This is a genomic window from Salinarchaeum sp. IM2453 (assembly GCF_019693215.1).
Classification (GTDB): Archaea; Halobacteriota; Halobacteria; order Halobacteriales; family Salinarchaeaceae; genus IM2453.
The window spans coordinates 45,307-69,058 of the sequence record NZ_CP081183.1 but is presented as its reverse complement, the minus strand read 5'-3'; the positions used below and the strand labels follow the sequence as shown (position 1 = coordinate 69,058).

The window sequence follows — 23,752 nt, the reverse complement described above, 5'->3', positions numbered from 1 at the left end:
ATTTACGAGATTTCCCTTCAATCTTGTGGATATCCAACTGGAACTAAATATAGCGGATCCAGTGTCTCTGGGAGATCAAATGCTTTCCATAACTTCTCATCGTTGAATGCGCCAACAGGACAAGAGGCCAGGCCAACTGCTTCACAAATAAGATGAACGTTTTGTGCAATATGTCCCGCTTCCATGTGTACGTATCGCTCTCCGTGATCTGGATATTCACTACATGTTCGATCAAAGTCCGCAGTGATGCCGATTGTCACTTGTCCCTCAGCAACGGCTGGCTGGTTACTTGCTGCTGGAACGAGAGTTTCTCGAATTGAATTGTCGATCTCTGTCCGCAATGTATGTTTTGTCGGATCATACTGGTATAGTCCGGCATCAATGTCTGTTACTCCGTTTTCTTTGACTTCAAGGAAGGTCTCAATTGGATATGTTGCCCCTGCACTTGGGGCCGAACGCATTTTTATCTGGTTTTGTTCATGGGTTATTCCTTGCGCAGCCCAGAGTAGCGTCCCAATGTCTGTCGCATCGAGAGATTTATCAGCAAATGAGCGGACACTTTTACGCTGATCGATCGCAGCGGCGATATCCATGTCTACAGCATCCGCACTAGGCAATTCAATTTGCTCCATAGTTAATGTCGCCACAAAGGCATTATAGTATCTTTGAACTGAACCGAGAAGAGAAGCCTACGAACCGGAGTATCCGCGAGGAGAATATTAGCACAGAGTTAGGCACGGTCTAGATCACTCACCGAGGAATTCCACGGCTCCAGCCGTGTGGAGGATGTCAAGGTCTGTGCAGACACCTGGTTCAGGATGAACACCTTAACTCGAGTTAATGTAGTCTAGATATGTACAGACACCTCGTGTATTCATCTTCATTTCAGCCTCTGCTTTGTGATCTGTCCACACTTCCTTGAGTTGTTTATCTTGTTCAGCAGCCAGTGCTTCTGCTAACTCTTCGTCTGTCTCGTACTCAACACGACGATCTTGAACGGTATTAAACCACTCTGTAATGACATCTTTATACACAGATAATCGATCAGCTGTCTGAGCCGGTCCGAAATGTCCGTAAAGTAGCGTTGACGGTGAAAGATCTTCAATCATTTCTACATCTTCAATCACTCCCTCAAAGTCAAACCGCGGCGGCGGGCTTGTCTGGATCACACGGTCTAATCTAGGAACGTAGATTCCAGCAGCATCAGCAGTGAAAACAGCACTATCTGCTGGTGACTCAAACACAACCTGATGTGGTGCATGTCCGGGTGCATGATGAGCAACAAGTGTCTTTGTTCCCAAGTCAATTTCATCGCCGTCGGTGAGTGACTTGACTCGATCTTCTGGTACTGGCTCTGGATCGATATAGTATTGCCATTGATCCTGAACGGCTTGTTTTGTTCCTTCAACTAGTCGTGTTGGGTCAATCAGATGCGATGCTCCGCTTTCATGGATATATACTGTCGCGTTTGGACATTCCTTTGCGATATGTCCTGCCCCTCCAGCATGGTCAAGGTGCACGTGTGTTAGCGCGATTACTTCAAGATCCTCCAGCGATATCCCTACCTCTGATAAGGCACTCAGAATTCGATCATGGTGTGTCCCAATTCCCGAATCGACAATTGCTGGTCGCTCTGCGTCAATAATATATACAGAGCCGTATTCATTCGTGTCATACATCCCCGTGTCTATATAGTAGATGTCTGTGCACTCTCCCTTTTCGACTAATTCAACGTCGCCTGGTTGCATATCACATATCCTTGAAATAGAATGTGAAAAACCAACCGATTCCATACAGTCTTGATATCTGTAGGTGATATCAACTTGTGCCAACGTGACCGATATGATTTTACTATCGGCAACAAAAACTTGCAAGTAGTAATGATTGATCGGAGTGTTCTTCGTGATGACCCGGAGAAGATCCGACAGATGCTAGCGGATCGGGGCATTGAGGATGTTGATGTTGACAAGTTACTTGAAATCGATGAAGAGTGGCGAGAGCTAAAAGCAGAGGGCGACTCACTTCGCCATGAGCGGAATGAGATCAGCGACCGGATTGGCGAACTCAAACAAGAGGGCGATGAGGAAGCTGCACAGGAGGCAATTGAACGCTCACAAGAACTAAAAGAAGAGATTGAGCGTGTAGAAAATCAGGCAGATGAATTGTCTGAAACGCTGAATGAGCGCTTGATGGAAATCCCACAAGTCCCCGATGAATCAGTCCCTGTTGGGGAGGATGAAAGCGATAATGTCGAAGAACGCCGATGGGGCTTTGATGATCTTCGTGACTTACCATCTGAAGTGACGCCGCATTATGAGCTTGGTGAAGATCTAGATATTATTGACGAACAGCGCGCTGCCAAAACGACTGGTAGTGGATTTTATTTCTTGAAGGGTGATGGTGCTCGACTTGAGCATGCATTAATCCAGTTTATGATGGATATCCATCGTGAACAAGGATATACAGATCTTTTCCCACCAATTCCAATTAGAAGTACCTCAATGGAGGGTACGGGTCAACTACCGAAGTTTGCCCACGATGCATATCGTATCGGGGCAGATGAAAACGAGCCGTATGACGACGATGATCTCTGGCTTTGTCCAACTGCTGAGGTTCCTGTCACCAATATGTATGCTGATGACATCTTGCTTGACGACGATCTACCGCTTAAGCATCAGGCTTATACACCGAATTTCCGTCGCGAAGCCGGTGAACACGGAACAGAAACACGGGGCATTGTACGTGTTCATCAGTTCAATAAGGTTGAGCTAGTAAACTTTGTCAAACCAGAGAACAGTTGGGACCGACTTGAAGGACTTGTTTCCGAGGCAGAAGAGGTGCTCAAACGACTTGGGTTGCCGTATCGAGTTCTTGACCTTTGTACCGGAGATCTAACCTTTGCATCAGCAAAAACCTACGATGTCGAGGTATGGGCACCAGGTGATGACATGCCTGATGGCCCCGATACTGGTGGCCGCTGGCTTGAGGTGTCAAGTGCTTCTAACTTCAAGGCTTTCCAGGCACGTCGTATTGGGCTCCGATACCGACCTGAACGCCACGAAAGTGCTGAATACTTGCACACACTGAATGCATCTGGCACAGCAGTCGGACGTGTGATGGTTGCGATTCTCGAATACTACCAGAATGAAGATGGCACCGTAACTGTTCCTAAACCTCTTCGACCGTATATGGGTGGTCAAGAGGTTATCGAAGGACACGAGCCTGTCGGTGAAGCCGCAGTCGGTAAAGGTCGAAAAGAATAACCACAAATTTACCGAATAACTATTTCTCCATTTGTCCGATAATCAGCCTGTGTACGTACGAATTGTATTAATTTGGCTGTCTACTATTTTGTGAACATCTGCGAACGAAAACCATTTTTCGCCACTCGATTTGTATAGTGTCCCTTCAACAACTACAGTCTCGTCCGTAGAGTGAAGGTCATTTACCTCGTGTGTCGTTGTCTTCTCTGGTCGATCTTCGGCCATAAAATTGAGAAATTCATCTCTACCATCTATTGTCATATCGGGGCGCTGATGAACAAAATCCTCCGTTAGTAGTTCCTGAAGCCGATCATACTCTCCTTCGTCAAGCACTCTATAATACTCCTCGACAACATCATTTACTGTCATAGTGCGTAGCATGAAACCTACAAGTATCACTTTTTGCATATTGACATTGCCCCACAAGGCTGGCAAATAGTTCCTGACCGGGAGTGCGAAAGTCCTTTGTTCACCGGTGTCCCCGTTCAATGTGATGGAGGTCGCTGATGTTTTTCCTGGCTATTCAGAAGTATTTCCCTTTGATGAATTCAATGAGATGCAAAAACAAACTCTACCAGCGATCCTCAACACTGATCATAACATCGTCGCTAGCGCACCAACAGCCAGTGGTAAAACTGCTGTTGCTGAGTCTGCTATCTGCAAGACAATTGATAGTGGTGGCACAGCACTGTTCGTTGCACCGATGCGTGCGTTGACAAACGAAAAAGAGCGAGAGTGGGAACGGTTTGAATCCGTAGGTCGTTCAGTGTATGTCGTAACTGGTGAACGAGATCTCAATTCTCGCCGCGCTCGTCATGCTGATATTCTTGTAATGACGCCTGAAAAAGTCGACTCTGCAACTCGAAAGCATGATACGCGACGATATGATTTCATCAATGACATTGATCTCTGTGTCATTGATGAGGCTCATCTGCTTGACTCAGAGCAGCGAGGAAGTGCACTTGAGGTGATTGTTTCACGCCTTCAGCGACTATGCAATCCGAGATTCGTTGCGCTCTCTGCTACTATGCAGAATATTGAAGACATTGCTGATTGGCTTGATGCTCCTGAGGAAACAACATTTGCATTCAGTGAATCACATCGCCCAGTTGAACTCCACTCTGGTGTCCGTACCTACAGCCACGGTGAAAATTCATTTGCTGACAAGTATCGACGATTATATCGTGCGTTAGACCTCGCTGAACCACATCTCACTGAAGATGGGCAGGCATTGGTCTTCGTTGCCTCCCGTCAAGATGCTGTTCAGGCTGCGAAAAAAGCACGTGACGAGTTAGCTGAACGTGATATTATAATTGGTGCTCGTGGAGATTACGATTTCCACCAAGAAACGACAGCTCTCGACAACGACCAACTACGCAAGAGTGTTCTTGATGGGGTGGCTTTTCACCACGCTGGGCTGTCGAAGAATGATCGTGACAAAATAGAAGCGTGGTTCCGTGAAGGAAAAATCGATTTGCTATTCTCGACTTCGACACTTGCTTGGGGTGTAAATCTTCCAGCACGGTGCGTGGTCATCCGCGATACAAAATATCACGATCCGCTTGAGGGGAAAGTCGAGATGAGCCCATTAGATATCCTCCAGATGCTTGGACGGGCCGGTCGTCCGGGATATGATGATGTTGGGTATGGATGGATTATCTGTGATCCATCGGATGCAGATCGGTTCAGGAGTTTGCTGAGGGACGGTAAAGAAATCGAATCGCATCTTGTTTCTAATATAGGCGAACACCTTGTTGCCGAAGTTTCACTAGGAACGATCGAAGATCTTGATGATATTACGAAGTGGATTAAAACCACATACTGGTATGTTCGATCTCAACGCGGTGAAGCAGCCCTATCAACTTCCGAAATTCGAGACCTTGTCCGGGATAAAATTTCGAATTTAGTTGAGGATGGGTTTGTACAAACAGATGAGGACCTACAGATCACACCAACTCCTCTCGGTCGGCTTACTTCTACGTACTATCTTCGTCTTGACACCGCGATATCATTTAAACAGTGTGCAACGCGCTCGCCAACGGCAAAAAATCTGCTTCGGACTGTTGCGACAGCAGCCGAGTTTGATGATGTTAGTGCCCGTAGTGACGAAGAGGATGCCGTTGAGGCCGTTCTTGGTAGTCGAGGGGAGGAACTTAGCGACGGTCACCGCAAAGTTCTCGCAATTCTTCGAGCGGCCATGTCTGGAACACTGCCATCGGAGCTGCGTTCCGATGCATGGGTAATCAAACAAAATGCTCTTCGTTTAATTGCTGCTCTCGGTGCATTTTGTGAGGAATTCTCTACGCCGAAAGTGGCTAACCGTGTTCGACAGATTGAAGCTCGGATCGAATACGGTGTTGGGGACGATGCTGTGGGGCTAACTGAAATCGATGGCGTCGGAACCAGCAGAGCAAATAAGCTTGCTGCAGCTGGTTATACTACCCCTGAAGAAGTTGCCTCTGCCACCCCAACTCAACTGTCCAATGCTGGTTTACCTGATTCAGCGGCTGAACGAATTTATAATGCTGCAAACAAACTCCCACAGATTACCGTTGACTGGGGGTCATTTCCTGATACTGTTACTTCTGATGGACGTGATATCTATGAGCTTACCATCCGAAACGGTGGGAATGGAGCCAATGCCAGTATACGCTTGACTGTTAACGAAGCTGAGATGACCGCAAAAGAAACCTACTTACAAGATATAACAACAATTCCGGCTGCTGTCTTCGGAAGCGATACCAATGAACTCGAATTTACCCTTGAGATTACATTTCCTTCCTTGGCAATTTCTCCAGTTACTGAAACGCGTACCGTCATCGTGCGGTAGTGAGTACACAGATTCTGGGTCCATAGACAGTCATGAACAGGAATGTTTGCAGTGTTGACATTTCCTTTCGCCCGATCAGCTCTCGAGGCTGTCACAAGCGGTCAGAATATTCTCCCTCACAGAAAGGCGGGTGTTCTCAACTGTATTCGCCTTGACCTGCTATGACTATTCGTCCGTCAGTGCCGAAATAGTATCCACGCAACGCTTTACTTCTGCGGCCTGAGTGACGATAACAGCGTCTTCACTTCGATCTAATCCTTGATTCTTCGCTTTGCGCAGTACCGCTTGCTTGTTTTGTTTCGGGACGATGTGGACACTATTTTCTTTGATGATGATCTCTGCAATCTCTGATTTGATAACTTCTGTATTTGGCTCGCGGCGTGAATCAAGCTCTTCATCAATCACACAAATTGTGTGTATCTTATTCTTATCAGCTGGTGATGTCGTTGATAGCGTCTCGAACGAGCCGGTTTGTCGGCCGCGTATCTCCGCAATCAATAGTTCAGCAATCCGGTTACCATCGGTGATTCGTTCTTGGACCATCCTACAATAAGCTATTCTATATATTCGGTGCGCACGTGTATGTAGTTTTCTGGACAGCCTTCTGGTATCATTGTTCGGTTAATTTAGCAAATGCTAGATCTGCTTCTTCTTTGACCTCGATGCCCTGTTGCCTAGCATATACAATTGCGGCAGCTTCAATCGTTGTTCCTATTTTACTTTGTAACTGGTTTATTTCAGCAACTGCAGTTTGCTTTTCAATTCCATTACTGACGAGCTTATCCAAGATCCGTTCAAAGACAGATCGTTTCTGTAAAATATCCTCATCGGGGGTAAAATCATCCGGTATCGTCTGACTGCGGACATCAAATGTCGGCTCAATTCCATCCACTGTTCGTTCAAGAAGTCCTTCACCGGCTGCGATATCAATCAGTCGTTTAGCCTGGTCTGGTGAGAACCATTTTAACTCCATTGCCACGGTCGCTACAAACTTTGGTTCTGGCATCTCAGTTGTTCCTCGATGTCTGAACGGTGCAGCAACCGCTGTCTGTATGCTCATTGTATACTGGTAATCTATCGACTCACAATATGATAACGATTCAGCTGTTTCTTGAGAAAGGAATTACTTGTTGTTTCCAGCTTGAACGTCATAGAGAGCTTAGCGTAATTCGAGTCATTCAAGTGCTGTCTGTGGTTGTATTATTGATATGGAACATAGTCGATCTTCTCGAAAAAGAACTGGCGGTCGTCTGAAACCATCTCGAGACCGGAAAAAGCATGAAATCGGATCCGAACCAACTGAGCCTCGCGTTGGGGAACAGAAATACAAGACTGTCGATGCACGTGGAGACAATCAGAAAGTCCGAGCGCTAAAGACAAACGTTGCGACTGTTGCCACCGACAGCGGCACGGTTCGAGCCGATATTGAAGCTGTATCTGAGAACCCTGCCAACCCAAACTACGCACGCCGTAACATTATCACAAAAGGAGCTGTCATTGATACATCGGAAGGAAAAGCGAAAGTCACCTCACGCCCGGGTCAGACCGGTCAGGTGAACGCTGTTCTAGTCGAATAATTGTTACCCTGGCTTTCCATTTAATATTTACAGGCTAGGTCCCCGTTCTCAAGGAGCGACTGAAGAGGGCGAGTAGGATGGTGATACAGCCGTCTGCTCGGTACCGCAATACATTCAACTTGCCTGTAGGGCGATGGTTCACCGTGAGAGATATATCCCATGAGTCTGGCTTAGAGTGGAATCATACCCACGGTTAGACTTCCTTTTCTGTCGCCACTGTAATAAGCAGAGCATGGCCGAATCAATGCTCGCGAAGACTGTGCCATGCACAGATGGCCGGTGTCAGCCGAATATCCGTAACAAAGTGCGTTGTGGAATCAGGAGGCCTCTGCCCCAACAATCCACCAACAGCGGCGAGTAGACAGGGATAGCTCACATTATTGTGATTTTTTAGCACTTCCGGCTGTACAAGCGGTATGAGGCAACTGCCTCGAAGCTTGACCTGAAGTCCGTTATTGCGGCTTTGGTGCCGCTTTTTGCAGTGCTGTCTCAGCGATATTTCCACCATAGTCTGCGCTTCTGGACAATGAGTCCACGATAAGCCCAACTGACTGTGCTTCGCGTGGATCGAGCGTTCGTAACAGTTGATCGATATGGCGGGTGTGCTTATCTAACTCGACAATTGACTCTCGAGCCTGATGTGCCAGCTCAGTTGATGCATCACTATCCTCCTCAAACAATGCGTCCATGGCTGTATTAACAATTGCTTGGGCATCCGAGAGCAAGTCCTTGAGAGCGTCAGTGACTTCATCACTGATCTCCTCAAGATCAAGCGCAAGTTTACTGATCTTTGTTGCGTGGTCCGCAATCCGCTCTAACTGCCGTGCGCTTGAATGATACGCAAAGCATTCCTCACGGGGGAGCCCCAAATCTTGAGATTCCTGTGGCGATCGAAGCGTTGCTCGGAAAGTTCGAGAAACCACGAACCATAGTCGGTCTACATCATCATCTCTGCCACGAACATCTTGTGCCAACTTATCATTGTTCTCAACCAGTGCTGTAATGCTGTCTTCAAGCATTCCGAGCGCGATTAAGTGCATCCGGGTGACTGCATCGTGAATTGATAATTCAGCTGAATCTAGTAAGTCTCGTATTACCACCCGTGTTTCCGTTTCTTCTAACACCTCAACCCCAACAAGGCTCTGTACCGCCTCTCGAACCGTCTGGCGTCTGTCTGGGGTAAAATTACTATCTTCAAGGATAATCGTGTCAAATCCGCTCACATACATTGTCATTACAGCACTGATCAGTCGATCACCTTCCAGCCCGGATACATCAAGTGTACCTTCTGCTGGTTCCCGTTCATCTCGAAGTGAGAGTAAAAGTGACTGACCCTCTTGATGAAACTCAACCTCACTTCCGGACTCAACTCCCTGTTCCATTGCCCAGTCTTTGGGTAGTGATACCGTATATGTAGACCCTCCTGTAAGCTGCACCTTTCGTGTTTCCATGATCGGTATATGAAATTATATAGAGTCGTCCTCAGATATATATTTGTATTTTATTGCTGATAGGGTCTGAATGTAGTATACTATGATACGGCTCATAGTACTTCCAATATCTAACAATATCTATATTCGATATATAGTACTATATAGAAGTAATAGCAGGGTATTTAGATACCCCTACGCTACTATTACAGTGATGGGAAATAGCCACCCGCCAAGGCTTTCACGGCGGAACTTTCTCGCTGCAGCTGGTGCCGCTGGTATTGCCAGCATTGCTGGTTGTGTTGCTTCCGGGCGTAATTCCCCGTTGGAAGGTGATTTCACTATAGATGGCTCAAATACCGTTCAACCCCATGGAACTGTTCTCGCAGAAGAATTCCAATGGATGCATGGTAATGTGATTATTTCCATCCGAGGATCTGGTACAGGGGCTGGATTCCAACGGTTTTCTCTCGGTGAAACAGAGATACAAAATGCCAGTCGTAGAATCTCTGACGGGGAGCAAGACCAATGTCGTGACAACGATATTGAGTGGGTTGAGCTCCCAGCACTGCGTGACGGTATTGCAATCTATAAACACCCAGATAATGACTGGTGCGACCAGCTTACGATGGAACAGTTGGAAGAAATCTGGGAACGAGACTCTGAAATTGAGACATGGAGAGATATCTCTGATAATTGGTCCGATATTGATGATGATTGGCCTGATGAAGAGATATCACTCTACGGCCGGGACTCCGCGTCCGGGACATTTGATTTCTTTACTGAGTCGGTGACCGGTGAAGTAGGAAATATCCGGGATGATTATTCTGGAACAACTGATACGAACAATATTGTGCGCGGTGTTCGTGGTGATGAGTATGCAATTGGGTTCGGTGGAGCCGGCTACTATTATGAGAATGAAGACGATCTTGGTTTGATCAAATTGCCGGCGGATGATGGTGAAGCAGGCACCTTCGTTGAACCAAATGAGGATACAATCAGAAGAGGCACATATCCACTATCCAGAGACATGTACCTATATATAAACGTTGAGGAGCTGCAACGGACTGAAGTCGCTGCATTTGTTCTGTACCTCTTTACAATGGCCGATGATGAGTTCTATGCTGACCTAATTAACTTTAGTCCTACTGATGAGATAGAGAACCGACGCTGGACCCAGTTCGTTGCTCGTGAGGTCAAATTCTATGAAGTCGATGAAGAGACCATCCACCTGTGTCTATTCGGTGCTGACGATGGCAAATATGACGATAATGAGCACGGTCATCACGGTGGACTACTAAATCTTATTGAACAAGATACCCGAGAAGAGTTACTGGACTACGAAGATGAGGGATATATTCTGTTGCCAGAAGAAGCGCATGAACACTGGGGTGATCACAATGAGTAACTCGGATGCATCGTCGGTTGATATTTCGCAAGCAGGTAGTCAGCGTGAGAAGCGAATGAATCAGCTGACCCGTATTGTCTTTGGAACCTGTGCTCTTATCACGGTTCTCACTACGCTAGGTATTATCTTCGTGTTGGTTAACGGATCAATTGATTTCTTCCGCGAGGTATCTATTATTGAATACTTCAGCGGACTTGACTGGGCTCCACGAAGCGGCGAATTTGGCATTTGGCCATTGATCTGGGGAACACTGGTCATCACTGTTGGATCAGCAATTATTGCTATCCCACTTGGTACACTGACAGCGATTTATCTTAGTGAATATGCTTCACCTCGAGTTCGATCAATACTTAAGCCAACATTAGAGATCCTTGCAGGAATTCCAACGATCGTATACGGGTTCTTTGCAATCTCGTTTCTTACCCCAGTTATTCAGCGATTCGTCCCAGAGACAGGAACATTCAATGCCGCTGCTGGTGCAATCGTAGTCGGCATTATGATCATCCCGATGGTATCTAGTTTGAGTGAAGACGCAATGTCAGCTGTTCCAGATGAACTCCGAAATGCTGGATACGGCCTTGGGGCGACGAAGTTCGAGGTTTCAACACAAATCGTTACCCCAGCGGCGTTGTCTGGCATTGTTTCAGCATATGTGCTCGCCGTGTCACGGGCGATTGGTGAAACGATGGCAGTAACTCTCGCTGCGGGGATGCAGCCGCAGATTACAACGAATATTTTTGAACCGATTCAAACGATGACAGCATACATGGTTGAGGTTGGCACTGGCGATGTCTCGGTCGGGAGTATCGGTTATCAATCGTTGTTTGCTGTTGGAATGACACTCTTTGTAATGACCCTGGCGATGAACTTGCTGAGTTTGTGGATTAAATCACGATATCGGGAGGAGTACTCATGAGCTCGGAAACATCTGACTCTATGGATCTCGCTGGTGACGACCTTCGATGGAAGAAAATCTATGGCAAAGCATTTGTCATACTCTGTATAGCCTCAGCCCTCGTTGGTATTGTTGCGTTAGTTGCGTTGATTGCTGATGTCGTCCACGGTGCATGGGGTTGGCTTACTTGGGAGTTTTTGACCAGTCCCCCATCCCAGGTTATTGAGAATTATATCCCTGGCGAAGGCCGGCATCCGGCAGGTATCTATCCTGCTCTTGTCGGATCGATTTTCTTAATCGCACTGACAGCAGTATTTACGCTGTTCCTAGGCGTTGGTGCGGCAATCTATCTTGAAGAATATGCCCCAGATAACCGTATCACTGCGTTTATTGAAGCAAATATCGCAAATCTCGCAGGAGTGCCGTCAATCGTATACGGGCTACTTGGACTTGCAATTTTCGTCCGTGCACTGGAACTTGGCTCCAGTCTCATTGCCGGTGCCCTTACGCTGACATTGCTGATCCTGCCGATCGTTATTGTCTCAAGTCAGGAAGCTATCCGCGCTGTACCTGACTCACGACGGCAGGCCGCATACGGCATAGGAGCCACAAAGTGGGAGGTTGTCCGTGACGTTGTGTTACCGTCGTCTTTACCTGGGATTATGACAGGAACAATTTTGGCTTTGTCACGGGCAATCGGTGAGACAGCCCCAATTTTGATGGTTGGTGCTGCTACATCGATGTTCGTTGAACCACAGTCCTTAACCGGCCCATTTAGTGCTATGCCAATGCAAATTTATGAATGGGCAAAGCTACCTGAGGCTGACTTCCAGCACGTGACTGCTGCAGGGATTGTGGTACTACTAACTGTATTGCTCACAATGAATGCAATCGCTATTTACATTCGACATAAATTCGATACCCAAACATGAGTAACATTCAGCCGACAATTGAGACGGAGACGCGTAATGCTAGCCAACCAAAGCACGATAACCCGATACTGCAGGCTAGAGATCTGGAGGTCTACTACGGTGATACACAAGCAATTCAGCCGACTACTGTTGATCTCCCTGAGCAGCAAGTCACCGCCATTATCGGTCCATCCGGTTGTGGGAAATCAACGTTTCTCCGATGCATTAATCGGATGAACGATCTTATCGATGTTGCGCGCGTTGAAGGTGAACTCTTGTTCCGGGGGAAAAACATCTATGATGAGGATGTTGATCCGGTTGCGCTTCGACGAAAGATTGGCATGGTCTTCCAAGAACCTAATCCGTTTCCAAAATCCATCCGTGACAATGTCGCTTATGGCCTGAAAATTCAGGGTAAGGATGAAAATGTTGATGAGAAGGTTGAGGATGCCCTCCGACGTGCAGCTCTCTGGGATGAGGTAAAAAACCAGCTCGGAGAATCTGGATTAGAGTTATCTGGTGGTCAACAACAGCGTCTTTGTATTGCTCGGGCCATTGCTCCAGATCCTGAGGTTATTCTTATGGACGAACCGGCAAGTGCTCTTGATCCGGTCGCAACCTCAAAAATTGAGGATCTTATTACTGATCTTTCAGATCAATACACGGTTGTTGTTGTTACTCATAACATGCAGCAGGCGGCACGTATTTCTGATAAAACGGCTGTGTTCCTCACCGGTGGAGAGTTGGTTGAGTTCGATGATACCGAGAAGATATTCCAAAATCCAGATGACTCTCGTGTTGAGGACTATATTACTGGGAAGTTTGGCTGAATTTCCGTATTCATTTGGCAATTTTTGCAACAAGTCTCTAAAATTAAATCAGCCGACAGTAAGGCATATAACGAGCACACAACTTCACAAAATAGGTGCAAACAATGGCGCGACGAGACTACCAAGCTCAACTTGACGAGCTAGAGGATGATATTTTGTATATGAGCGAGCTGGTTCGTGATCGCCTCCGAGAGGGGCTTGCAACGCTTGAGACGAAAGATGAAGACGCTGCTATGGAAGTTATCACTGGTGATCACGAGATTAATGAGCTGTATCTTGATTTGGAACAACGCTGCATTGACCTACTTGCGCTGCAGCAGCCTGTTGCTGGCGATCTTCGATTTGTCGCCTCTTCGTTCAAGATTATTACCGACCTAGAGCGAATCGGTGACTTGGCAACAAACCTTGCCGAGTACGCGATAGAGGCTCAGCGCGATCGATACCCAGATGTTGATATTCAGACAATTGGTGATACTGCTGAACAGATGGTTGAAGACGCGATGATTGCTTATACTGGACGTAACCCTGAGATGTGTCGTGAGATTGTTGAGCGTGATGAGGATCTTGACGAGATGTGTGAAAAGGCGAGTAATGCTGTTGTGATGGGGCTCATTGAGCAGGAGTTCGAAGAAATGAATCATACAGAAGAAGAAATAGAAGTAATCCTTCAGGATGTCTCTCGTCTCTTACTGACGATCCGCGATCTCGAACGAGTCGGTGATCATGCAGTCAATATCTCGGCAAGAACATTCTACATGATCGAGGCTGACGATGAGCTAATCTATTAAAGCTTCTTTTGAGTAATCCGTTTCGGCGGGGCAGTTCTTAAGCTCCAACCATAGAATCAGCAGTCAGCGCCAGCTAGTTTTTACTGCCGCCCCAAGGTCGTTGATGCTTAACCCGATCAGTGACAGGCCGGACATCAATTGGTTCATCTTTCGCTTTAATAGCTTTCAGTGCCGCTTTAGCACTTGCTATCGTCGAGAAGTATGTGATCTCTTCTTCGACACAGGCTTCTAACGCTGGTCGGTCACGGGAGATCACAAGATCAACCTCACCGTTTTGAATTGCCTGCACTCGGTCATCGAAGTCGGTTACATTATAGTAATCTCCGAATCCTTCGACTGGGAGATCAACAATTGCTGTCCCAGACTCTGGAATTGGCTTTCCAACGGCGTCCTGTGCTTTATCATATGCCTTTCCGAATGTGTCTGCTGTGCCCATTACTTCACCAGTTGATTTCATCTCCGGTCCAAGTCGTGGATCTGATCCTGGAAGACGGTCAAATGGAAGCACGACCTCTTTAACTGAAACCTGCTCTGGAACCTGCTCCTGTACATCCAAATCATCTAGTGACTTACCAACCATCGCCTTCGCAGCGATTCGGGCAATTGGCACGCCTGTCGCCTTGGACACAAATGGAACTGTGCGTGAAGACCGTGGATTTGCTTCGAGAACGTAGACGTTTCCATCTTGGACAGCAAGCTGGACATTGAGAAGGCCAACTGTGTCCAATGCTGTTGCAATATCTTTGGTGACCTCTCGAACACGAGAGAGTGTTTCTTCGTCAAGTGACCCTGGTGGAATCATGCAGGCTGAATCTCCGGAGTGAACACCGGCTGACTCAACATGCTCCATTACTCCTCCGATGAGTGTATTTTCACCATCAGAGACAGCATCCACGTCGAGCTCAATTGCATCATCAAGGAATTCGTCGATGAGGATTGGTTTGTCCGGAGAGACTCGAACGGCCTCTTCAATGTACTTGACCAACTCTCCGTCATCATAAACAACGTCCATTGCTCGTCCGCCAAGAACATACGACGGACGAACTAGAACTGGGTATCCGATTTCATTTGCCAACTGTAGCGCTTCTTCCCGTGATTCTGCTGCACCCCCTTCTGGCTGCGCAATCCCTAGATCGTCCATCAACTGGTTAAACCGATCACGATCTTCGGCAAGATCCATGGCTTCAACACTCGTTCCCATGATTTCACACTCAAGATCACGGCGATCCAACTCCTTGGCAAGTGGTTCACCAATATCAACTGATGTCTGTCCACCGAACTGGACCATCACACCATCTGCCCCTGTCGCTTCAATAACGTCTGCAACTTCCTCTGCACTGATCGGCTCAAAGAACAGTCCATCTGACGTATCGTAGTCAGTAGAGACAGTTTCCGGATTGTTGTTAACAACGTGTGCGTCAATACCTTCTTCTTGTAGTGCCTGAACAGCGTGAACGGTACAGTAATCGAATTCAACACCTTGTCCAATTCTGATTGGTCCACCACCAACAATTACGGCACTTTCTATATCGGGGTCAACCTGTACTTCGTCGAAACCAGTTGAAATACCACTTGCTTGTGGCTCACGCGAGGAGTAGTAATATGGTGTTGATGCTTCAAACTCGCCAGCGCAGGTATCGACCTGCTTGAATGACCGGTCAGTCGTTTGCTCGGCTACCTCGGTTACAGCATCATTCTCTGGTGACGGGATCTCTGAGGCGTCTGTTGCATCAAGTTCTGCGGCAATTTGTGTGTCAGTAAAGCCAAGCTCAGCTGCCGATGCGATATCTCCATCCTGTGCACTTTCTGCTGCGTCTGCGATGCGCTTGAACCGCTTAACGTACCATTCACGAATATCGGTCAGATCACTTATCTCTTCTACCGAGTATCCTCGATTAAATGCTTCAAAGATTGCGTATGGACGGTTTGGCGTTGGCGTCTCAAGGTATGCTACCTCAAGTGCTCGATCATCAACTTCGTCCCAATCAACATCCGGCTGGTATTCTGATGATCGGAGGGCCTTCAGAAGGGATTCTTCAAATGTCCGTCCAATCGCCATTGCCTCGCCTGTCGATTTCATCGCAGTACCGAGGTCAAATTCGACATCTTCGAACTTGTCAATCGGCCATCGCGGAACCTTTGTCACAATGTAGTCAATAGCTGGCTCAAATGCGGCCGTTGTTTCTCCAGTAATCTCGTTTTCGATTTCATGCAACCGCTTTCCGAGTGCGACTTTTGCCGTAACGCGGGCAATTGGATAACCGGTTGCTTTCGAGGCAAGGGCTGATGACCGGGAGACGCGAGGATTAACTTCAACGACTCGATATTCACCGCTATCTGTTCCATCGTCGTGCCATGCGAATTGAATGTTACATCCGCCGTGAATACCCAGATCTCGAATCACTTTAAGCGCAACATCGCGCATCTCTTGATGGCCCTTGTCTGGGATTACTTGGCTGGGAGTGACGACAGTTGACTCTCCTGTGTGAATCCCCATTGGATCAATGTTTTCCATGTTACAAATGATGATACAGGAATCGTCAGCGTCCCGCATGACCTCATATTCAAGCTCGACCCACCCTTCAATCGACTCGGTAATCAACACCTCGTTGTTACGGGACAGACGGAGTCCTTTTCGAACACGTGTCATCAGCTCGTCCATCTCATGAACCACACCCGATCCAGATCCACCGAGTGTATATGTTGTTCGGGCAATAACTGGTAGCCCACCAACTTCTTCTACAGCTGATTCAACACGTTGTTTTAGATCTTCTTCACTAAGGTTTGTCACTGACTCGCCCTCTTCCAGTGAAATAGTTGTGGACTTTGGCACTGGTTCATTCAGCTCAGTCATCCGCTGTCGGAACAGGTCTCGATCTTCTGTCGCGTAAATTGTATCGAGTGGTGTCCCCATAATCTCTACATCGTGTTCATCAAGAACACCCATCTCAGCCAGTTCAGCAGTTACGTTCAATCCTGTTTGGCCTCCAAGTCCAGCAATGACGCCATCAGGATTCTCTCGTCGAATGACTTCTGCAATTGCTTCAGGAGTAATCGGTTCGATATACACTTCATCAGCCATCTCCGGATCGGTCATGATCGTCGCCGGATTGGAGTTAACCAGTACGACTTCAGCACCTTCTTCCTGTAGTGCACGGCATGCTTGTGCCCCAGAATAGTCGAATTCGGCCGCTTGGCCGATTTGAATTGGGCCAGAGCCGATCAGAAGGATTTTTCGACCCTCGCCAATTTTGGTTTGCCCGTCACTCATCGTTTTCACATCACTGGAAACTACACTCGTTAATAAGTTCAGCGAAAGATACTGAACATCGATAGCAAACCGGCACGAATGATGATGAATATTTATATCTGATACTGGTACGGCCGCTCTCTAATCACGTCTACATCCCCGTACTGTGCCCGTGTTCCGAGAATAGTCGCAATCTGATGTGAACTATCAAACGATTCCGACTCAATCTGATCAAGAATCTCTCGCGCCGTCATTGGCTCATCAGCCTCCTTAAGAACGGTTTTAATTTCGTGAAACTCTGTATGGCGCGATTTCATGTTACATGTATACATGCACCTATCCCATATAAATCATTGTCAGACGAACGTATGACACATAGTCGAAAATATACGTCATAACGGCTCTATTCCGATATCTGTCTGACACATGTATTTATTTCTACCAATACTTGGACAGGTACACAGGCGTAGCATATCACACATATTGAAGGAATCCGCAAGTTCGTAGCCAAGCTAATCGATTGGTTCGATCACTCACGAAGGAATATTCTGGCTTCAGTCACGAGAAGAGATCAAACTGGTGCGTCTGACGGATTTGTAAAGTTACGCTTTTCTCTATATTCATCCACAAATTCTTCAATATCAAACTGATTTAGATATCTGACAAACTGATCTTGTGGATCTTCACTTGCATGAGTCATTGCATGATTCATCATGTCAACAACGAGTTCAACAATAATCTCATGTAGTTCTCTGGCATCAAATGTTGTCATCCACACAATCGAATGACCAACGGATCCGATGTCACCAGTGTCAATAGTAGTAACACACTCCGGGTACTCATCCATTACGAGCCCAATGAGATGTGGTGTTCCAAATTGTTCGAATGCATCTGCTGTCTCAACGGTCTCCCGAAGAATCTCGATGAACTCTTCTGGGAGAAAACGGGTTGGTGGATGACTTCCCATCACAACCGCGTGATTATCTCCACATGAACAGGTGTACTCTCGAATTCCTAAATCCAGGCTCCATGCATTGACCGTCGAGCCACACGGCAACTCAGCAGCCTCTGGCCCATCTGCTTTAGTCATTTCCTCTGTATATGTGTTGTCCCCACAATACGATACCTCTTTTGGGACAACAAATTGTACCGATAGCCAGTACAGATATTGAATTTCTTACCACTTTGGTGGATCTTCAAGTAATTCGTCTCCCTTGTTCTGTTCTCTGGTTTGTGTTGTCTGATATACCTCCACTACAAGAGCAAGCAGGAACACAGCTACTACTCCTGTCGCAACTTCATCGATCAGAATGTCAATTGCTGTTGGCAGTCCTGAGCCTATGACAAATGCAATTCCTTGCACCGTGATTGCGATGAGTGTCCAAGCAAGAACCAAAATTACTGTTCCAAGCATATTTTCACTAAAGATATCCACGGATGAGCCATACGCTGACACGAAACTTTCCCCGTCAATCCCGATTGCAGCAGGATAGTAAAAAAGCACGACAAGGAGGACCAGTCCTGGAATGATAAATAGTGCAAGCCCAATTGAAAACAGTATTGAGAAAACAATCGTGCCAAAAAAGAGATTAATCCATTTCCAAGCGAACGACTTTCCAGATTCTTCAGAGAAGTCAAATGCTGTTGCTCCAAGCAGTATCAGTCCAACGGTCAGAACAGCAAATATACTGACAAATCCGACAATCCAGATGAGCGCTCCAACGCTTTCTGACACGTCGACTGCCAAGGGCAAATCAGCTGCAACATCTTCTATTGACACTACGCCCTCAAACGGCGTACCTTCGAATTGTCCCTCCTCTAATGCAGATTCTATCAACGTTTGTTGCCCAATGCTGAACAAAAGTGATGCAATTACATACAATCCCACGATCACTGCTGCAACCGGTGATAATAACCGGTCTGCAGTTCCTCGAAGAGTTTCTTCGACTTTGAACTCCATGGTGTCATGAATATTTGATCCTGCGTTTGAAACACATTATGAATGACTCGCTCTTGTTAATCGATCAGTTCCGGCGGTCAAAAATCTCGATAATCCAATTGATTCTCTATCAATCTGTGACAAAAATTTCGGTGAGTTGGCACGGTCGTTTCATAGGCTCTATCTTTGATTTGGTGACTGTCTTATCAGCCATTGAAAATGTAAGATTTGTATACTATTCGATAGATAGTTGCATATAGAACGGACGTATTGCTCGTTTCGAACTAAATACCGAAATCACATCCGCAATAAATAATAAATTACGGCCAGTCACTGTGCTCAACCGTTCTATCGGTTGAACCATTTGTCTCTTCCTCCGTGAGTTTCCATCCAGCAGCATCTGCAGCTTCTTCAATTGGCAGAAATTCCCATCCGATACTCTCGATATCGTCCTGATCTTCTGGGTCTGTTCCAAGAAACACGTACCGATCAGATCCGAATTGAGATTTGATATTTGATAAACTCTCGTATTTATCTCGAGGACCGGAGAAGAAGTCCTGATCAATTTGGTGCTTGCGGGCGTAATTCGTAACAACGTACGTTGGACGATCAGATACAATCCCGAGGTATTTACTCCATGTTTGTGCATCCTCAATTGCTGTCTTTGGAGATGCAAGTTGTTTAGCAGCAGCTAGCTCAAACGCCAGTGTCATGTCACTGTTGTCGGTGTCCATTGTAGAAACACGTAATTGCTGGAGACTTACTGTTCTAACGACGGTGCAACTTCGCTTACATCAAGTGATTCAGCGAGTACAGCATCCTCTTTACCTCGAATATCAACTTCTTCATCTATTAGTGTCTTAATAGCGTTCTGTGGTGCAAGATCGCCAATCAGCACTGCGCCGATGATTTTCCCATCCTTAAGTGCCAGTCGTCGCCAGACTTGATCGTCATAGAATTCTTCTAAATACTCTTCACCCTCTGTCGGATGACCAATCGAAAGGAATGGGAAATCAAAGTGTGTAACAGAATAAGTTGAAACCATTCGGAACTCTTCTGCTTGGTCATCTTCAGCCATATTGATTCCAACAATTTTGCCCTGCTCCTTTGCAGAATCCCAAGATCCGTTCTTTTCGTATGTGCCTGTGATCGTATCGTAGAATGTCGTCACATCACCTGCAGCATATACATCCTCAAGGTTTGTCTGCATGTATTCGTCGACAACAATGCCATTGTCTGTCTCAAGTCCAGTGCCCTGCATGAACTCTGTGTTATAGTCAAGACCAATGCCAACTCCAACCATGTCACAGTCAAAGCGCTCGCCATTCGGATCAACCGCCGCTGTTACGTGGCCACCTTCATCAACTTCGAAGTGATCAACGCCACTTTCGAACACCGGTTCAACACCAATGTCGCGAAGTCCTTCGTGTACGATTTCGGCACCCTCTTGGCTTAATGCATATCGCCACCAGCATTTACCTCGCATCAGGTATTTTGAGTCCAGACCCTGTGCTCCACAGACACCTGCAAGATCTACTCCAATCAATCCTGCCCCGACTACAACCGCCTCTTCAGATTCTTCAGCGTGTTGCTTGATTTCTCGTGCATCTTCGAATGTCCAGAAGTGATGAATGCCATCAGCGTCTGCATTTTCTACCGGCAAGTTTGTTGGTGTACCCCCACTGGCAATGAGCAACTTGTCGTATTCGAGTGTTTCTCCGTCATGGGTTCGTACTACGTGCTCATCCACATCTACATCAACGACCAGTGTATTTATTTCCAGATTAATATCGCGCTCTTCATACCAGTCTTCTTCATGAATTGAAATCGGCACTTCCGGCAGTTTTCCTTTAGCATGTTCCTTAATTAGAATTCGATTGTACAGGGCCTCGCCTTCATCCGTTACGATTGTAATATCTGCATCTGGCTGTCGTTCACGGAGTGTTTCTGCAGCGGTACTCCCTGCGATACCATCGCCAATAATGACATATGACTTCATACCAGTTCAAATGTCTTTGAGTAGTATTGATATTACTATCTCACATTTCGGATATTATTGCCGTCTTTGCATGACATGCACTGAAATTCCTAAACAAAATCATCATCGAGACCGCTGGCTTTTTGCACCCGCTTATCTTCCATACCTGTATGGTCACAGTTCGGGCCCCAGCGACAAGCGCTAATCTTGGAAGTGGCTTTGATGTCTTTGGCATAGCGCTGGACCGTCCGAACGACTATATTACTGTTGAACCCGCCGAACAGACTACAATTGAGGTCACTGGCGTAGGTAGCCGATACATTCCTGAGGATCCCGAGAAGAATACAGTTGGTGCTGTTGCTAAGGCCCTTGATGCGCCCGCGCACATTCATATTGACAAAGGAGTGCGACCCGCTTCTGGCCTTGGATCATCCGCAGCTAGCGCGGCTGGCGCTGCGGTTGCGCTTAATGAGTTATATGATCTTGGATATTCGCGTTCTGATTTGATCCCAATTGCAGCGGAGGGTGAGGCTCTGGTTTCAGGTGAGGCCCATGAAGACAATGTTGCTCCAGCATTGCTTGGTGGATTCACCATTGCCGGTGGGGATGACCTTGGTACAACTCATGTTAATACATCGTTGCCAATTGTTGTGTGTCTCCCCGAAATCGTTGTTTCTACAAAGGATGCACGTAATGTAGTACCGGAGACGGCAGAGCTTACAGATACGGTTACGACTATTCGCCATGCAGCAACGCTTGTTGCTGGTATGTTTCAAAACGACCCAATCCTTGTCGGGAAAGGAATGCATGACCCTGTCGTAACACCTGCACGGGCTGATCTTATTGACGGGTTTGATGTTGTTTCTGTCGCTGCTCAAGAAGCGGGGGCAACAGGAGTAACTGTCAGTGGGGCTGGTCCAAGTGTAATCGCCACGTGTTATCCTGGACGCCAGCGTGATGTTGCATCAGCAATGGTTGAAGCGTTTGATCAACAATCCATCGACTGTCGTGCATATCAAACCCGGATCGGACATGGCGTTGAGGTCCTTGATTGACCAACAAAGAATTGCGCAACTACGGCCTATCTCTCATTGTGTGGTCATTATGTCCTAAAATTCAGCACCCAGTTATTTAACACGGCCACGTTTGTTCCATACTCTACAGAGATAGCAGGCAGAGTGTCTCGGGGTCGTTTGGAAATCGGAGATTTCCATGATGACGAGACGCTTTGCGTCTCGAACCACTTGACCCCGAGGGTGAATGCCGTCGAAATATTATACAAATCTAAGATTTTCAAGCTATAATACACTGACAACGGCCAGAAACAAACTGATCAACGTATGGAAATGAAGACCTCATTTCCTTCGCTGGCCGTTGGATTGGAACTGCGACTCCTCTCAAGACCCCGCCGTTATGGTGGGTGAGACAGGAGTTGTCGGGCGGTGGTGGAGCCGCCGACTCCCACGGACACAACGAGTGTTCGGGTGTGAATTCCAGCCGACTCCTCACGGAGAAGGTCGGGAGGAATTACATTCGCCTGCGGGTGCGGTGTGGTCCCAAGACGGCGAAGCCTCGGGGCTTGACCCCGAGGTACTTCACTCACAGGACACTGTCCCAATTTGAGCTTTGACCTGAACACAAAACGGTGTGTTCATTCAGTGCTGGACAGCTCCGCTATTATTCAAAAACGATGGGAGACAGATTATACGCCCCGGCCTTGTAGTTTCTCTTCTTCCGGTAAATCAACGTTTGCGTCACCCTGCATTCCCTTGCCAATACCCTTTGTAATATCGGCAAGCGCATCTGGGTCATCCCAGTTATTTACAGCTTCAACAATAGCCTTACCCATCGCTTCTGGGTTCTCTGCACCGAAGATTCCGGATCCAACAAAGATTCCGTCACATCCGTGATGCATCATGAGTGCTGCATCTGCTGGCGTTGCAATCCCGCCGGCAGCGAAGTTAACGACTGGCAGTCGTTCAAGTTCAGCTGTCTCATGAACTAAGTGTGCAGGAGCTTCGTTCTCACGGGCCCAGCGCTCTCGTTCTTCATGTGACATCCCCTTGACTTTTCGAATATCGCCTTTGATGTTCCGCTGATGGTGCACAGCCTGATTAACATCGCCTGTGCCTGCTTCACCCTTTGTTCGGATCATTGCTGCCCCTTCGTTAATCCGACGGAGGGCTTCTGGTAGGTTTCGAGCCCCGCAAACAAATGGTGATGTGAATTCGTTCTTCTCGATGTGGTAGCGATCATCGGCAGGGGTGAGAACTTCTGATTCGTCAATCATATCGACACCAAGGGACTCCAAGATCTCAGCTTCCTTTGTATGGCCAATCCGGGATTTACCCATTACCGGAATTGAAACTTCATCAATAATCCCTTCGACCTCAGCTGGGTCTGGCATCCGAGCAACCCCTCCACGCTTGCGGATATCTGCCGGGACAGCTTCCAGAGCCATCACAGCTACTGCACCAGCATCCTCAGCAATCCGGGCCTGCTCCCGGTTGACAACGTCCATAATTACACCGCCTTTCTGCATACGCGCAAATCCGCGCTTTACGAGCTCGGTTCCTTGCTTCAGTTCTTCTAAGTCTGTCTCCTCAGACATAGAATTCCATTGACACTGTACCTACTTGTTTGTGTTGTTGTC

At 47.1% G+C, this 23,752-nt stretch carries 22 protein-coding genes; 9 read left to right on the top strand and 13 right to left on the bottom strand.

Annotated elements, in window-relative coordinates:
• Positions 1-17: 17 nt before the first annotated feature.
• Complete coding sequence (locus tag K0C01_RS00320; protein WP_221170101.1) at positions 18-632, bottom strand: SagB/ThcOx family dehydrogenase; 615 nt, start codon at positions 630-632, stop codon at positions 18-20.
• Positions 633-827: 195 nt separating this feature from the next.
• Entirely contained in the window at positions 828-1,748 is a 921-nt protein-coding gene (locus K0C01_RS00315) for an MBL fold metallo-hydrolase (RefSeq protein ID WP_221170100.1), read from the bottom strand.
• Positions 1,749-1,880: 132 nt separating this feature from the next.
• Between K0C01_RS00315 and serS the strand changes: the two genes are divergently transcribed.
• Entirely contained in the window at positions 1,881-3,263 is a 1,383-nt protein-coding gene (gene serS / locus K0C01_RS00310) for a serine--tRNA ligase (RefSeq protein ID WP_221171151.1), read from the top strand.
• Between the two features lie 42 nt (positions 3,264-3,305).
• Here serS and K0C01_RS00305 read toward each other — a convergent pair whose 3' ends face one another.
• Positions 3,306-3,632, bottom strand: a complete 327-nt coding sequence (locus tag K0C01_RS00305) for a nuclear transport factor 2 family protein (protein WP_221170099.1) — start codon at positions 3,630-3,632, stop codon at positions 3,306-3,308.
• A gap of 124 nt (positions 3,633-3,756) precedes the next feature.
• Here K0C01_RS00305 and K0C01_RS00300 point away from each other — a divergent pair, with 124 nt between their 5' ends.
• Complete coding sequence (locus tag K0C01_RS00300) at positions 3,757-6,093, top strand: DEAD/DEAH box helicase (RefSeq protein WP_221170098.1); 2,337 nt, start codon at positions 3,757-3,759, stop codon at positions 6,091-6,093.
• 165 nt (positions 6,094-6,258) lie between these two features.
• Here K0C01_RS00300 and K0C01_RS00295 read toward each other — a convergent pair whose 3' ends face one another.
• A complete protein-coding gene (locus K0C01_RS00295; RefSeq protein ID WP_221170097.1) occupies positions 6,259-6,636 on the bottom strand; it encodes a DUF7993 family protein in 378 nt (125 codons plus the stop codon).
• Between the two features lie 67 nt (positions 6,637-6,703).
• Positions 6,704-7,153 (bottom strand): DUF2240 family protein, encoded by a 450-nt coding sequence (locus tag K0C01_RS00290; RefSeq protein WP_221170096.1) that lies wholly within the window; start codon positions 7,151-7,153, stop codon positions 6,704-6,706.
• Between the two features lie 148 nt (positions 7,154-7,301).
• On the opposite strand from K0C01_RS00290, the gene K0C01_RS00285 reads away from it, so the two are divergent.
• Entirely contained in the window at positions 7,302-7,670 is a 369-nt protein-coding gene (locus K0C01_RS00285) for a 30S ribosomal protein S8e (RefSeq protein WP_221170095.1), read from the top strand.
• A gap of 452 nt (positions 7,671-8,122) precedes the next feature.
• On the opposite strand, the gene K0C01_RS00280 is transcribed toward K0C01_RS00285, so the two are convergent.
• Positions 8,123-9,121 carry a phosphate signaling complex PhoU family protein gene (locus K0C01_RS00280; protein WP_221170094.1) on the bottom strand — a complete coding sequence of 333 codons (999 nt, stop codon included), beginning with the start codon at positions 9,119-9,121 and terminating at the stop codon, positions 8,123-8,125.
• Positions 9,122-9,314: 193 nt separating this feature from the next.
• On the opposite strand from K0C01_RS00280, the gene K0C01_RS00275 reads away from it, so the two are divergent.
• The 5 genes from K0C01_RS00275 (at position 9,315) to phoU (ending at position 13,932) form a co-directional block, all read left to right on the top strand.
• On the top strand, positions 9,315-10,508 hold the full coding sequence (locus K0C01_RS00275) for a PstS family phosphate ABC transporter substrate-binding protein (protein ID WP_221170093.1): 1,194 nt from the start codon (positions 9,315-9,317) through the stop codon (positions 10,506-10,508).
• Positions 10,501-11,424 (top strand): phosphate ABC transporter permease subunit PstC, encoded by a 924-nt coding sequence (gene pstC / locus K0C01_RS00270; protein ID WP_221170092.1) that lies wholly within the window; start codon positions 10,501-10,503, stop codon positions 11,422-11,424. The genes K0C01_RS00275 and pstC overlap by 8 nt, the downstream gene beginning before the upstream one ends.
• The gene (pstA, locus tag K0C01_RS00265; RefSeq protein ID WP_221170091.1) at positions 11,421-12,335 is read left to right on the top strand and encodes a phosphate ABC transporter permease PstA; all 915 of its coding nucleotides are present in this window, start codon (positions 11,421-11,423) and stop codon (positions 12,333-12,335) included. Before pstC ends, pstA begins: the two co-directional genes overlap by 4 nt.
• On the top strand, positions 12,332-13,144 hold the full coding sequence (pstB, locus tag K0C01_RS00260) for a phosphate ABC transporter ATP-binding protein PstB (RefSeq protein ID WP_221170090.1): 813 nt from the start codon (positions 12,332-12,334) through the stop codon (positions 13,142-13,144). The genes pstA and pstB overlap by 4 nt, the downstream gene beginning before the upstream one ends.
• 104 nt (positions 13,145-13,248) lie before the next feature.
• Positions 13,249-13,932, top strand: coding sequence for a phosphate signaling complex protein PhoU (gene phoU / locus K0C01_RS00255; RefSeq protein WP_221170089.1), 684 nt, complete (start codon positions 13,249-13,251; stop codon positions 13,930-13,932).
• Positions 13,933-14,005: 73 nt separating this feature from the next.
• Here phoU and carB read toward each other — a convergent pair whose 3' ends face one another.
• The 6 genes from carB to K0C01_RS00225 all read right to left on the bottom strand — a co-directional run bounded on the left by carB (position 14,006) and on the right by K0C01_RS00225 (position 21,120).
• A complete protein-coding gene (carB, locus tag K0C01_RS00250; protein ID WP_221170088.1) occupies positions 14,006-17,203 on the bottom strand; it encodes a carbamoyl-phosphate synthase large subunit in 3,198 nt (1,065 codons plus the stop codon).
• Positions 17,204-17,295: 92 nt separating this feature from the next.
• Positions 17,296-17,499 (bottom strand): HTH domain-containing protein, encoded by a 204-nt coding sequence (locus tag K0C01_RS00245; RefSeq protein ID WP_221170087.1) that lies wholly within the window; start codon positions 17,497-17,499, stop codon positions 17,296-17,298.
• Between the two features lie 254 nt (positions 17,500-17,753).
• Positions 17,754-18,272: a DUF5815 family protein gene (locus K0C01_RS00240; protein WP_221170086.1), complete on the bottom strand. Its 519-nt coding sequence runs from the start codon at positions 18,270-18,272 to the stop codon at positions 17,754-17,756.
• Positions 18,273-18,359: 87 nt separating this feature from the next.
• The gene (locus tag K0C01_RS00235; protein ID WP_221170085.1) at positions 18,360-19,142 is read right to left on the bottom strand and encodes a DUF7847 domain-containing protein; all 783 of its coding nucleotides are present in this window, start codon (positions 19,140-19,142) and stop codon (positions 18,360-18,362) included.
• Between the two features lie 299 nt (positions 19,143-19,441).
• On the bottom strand, positions 19,442-19,855 hold the full coding sequence (locus K0C01_RS00230; RefSeq protein WP_221170084.1) for a DUF7124 domain-containing protein: 414 nt from the start codon (positions 19,853-19,855) through the stop codon (positions 19,442-19,444).
• A 26-nt stretch (positions 19,856-19,881) separates the two neighbouring features.
• The gene (locus tag K0C01_RS00225) at positions 19,882-21,120 is read right to left on the bottom strand and encodes an NAD(P)/FAD-dependent oxidoreductase (protein WP_221170083.1); all 1,239 of its coding nucleotides are present in this window, start codon (positions 21,118-21,120) and stop codon (positions 19,882-19,884) included.
• A 149-nt stretch (positions 21,121-21,269) separates the two neighbouring features.
• Between K0C01_RS00225 and K0C01_RS00220 the strand changes: the two genes are divergently transcribed.
• The gene (locus K0C01_RS00220) at positions 21,270-22,154 is read left to right on the top strand and encodes a homoserine kinase (RefSeq protein ID WP_221170082.1); all 885 of its coding nucleotides are present in this window, start codon (positions 21,270-21,272) and stop codon (positions 22,152-22,154) included.
• 647 nt (positions 22,155-22,801) lie between these two features.
• Here K0C01_RS00220 and pdxS read toward each other — a convergent pair.
• A complete protein-coding gene (gene pdxS / locus K0C01_RS00215) occupies positions 22,802-23,710 on the bottom strand; it encodes a pyridoxal 5'-phosphate synthase lyase subunit PdxS (protein WP_221170081.1) in 909 nt (302 codons plus the stop codon).
• Positions 23,711-23,752 lie beyond the last annotated feature (42 nt).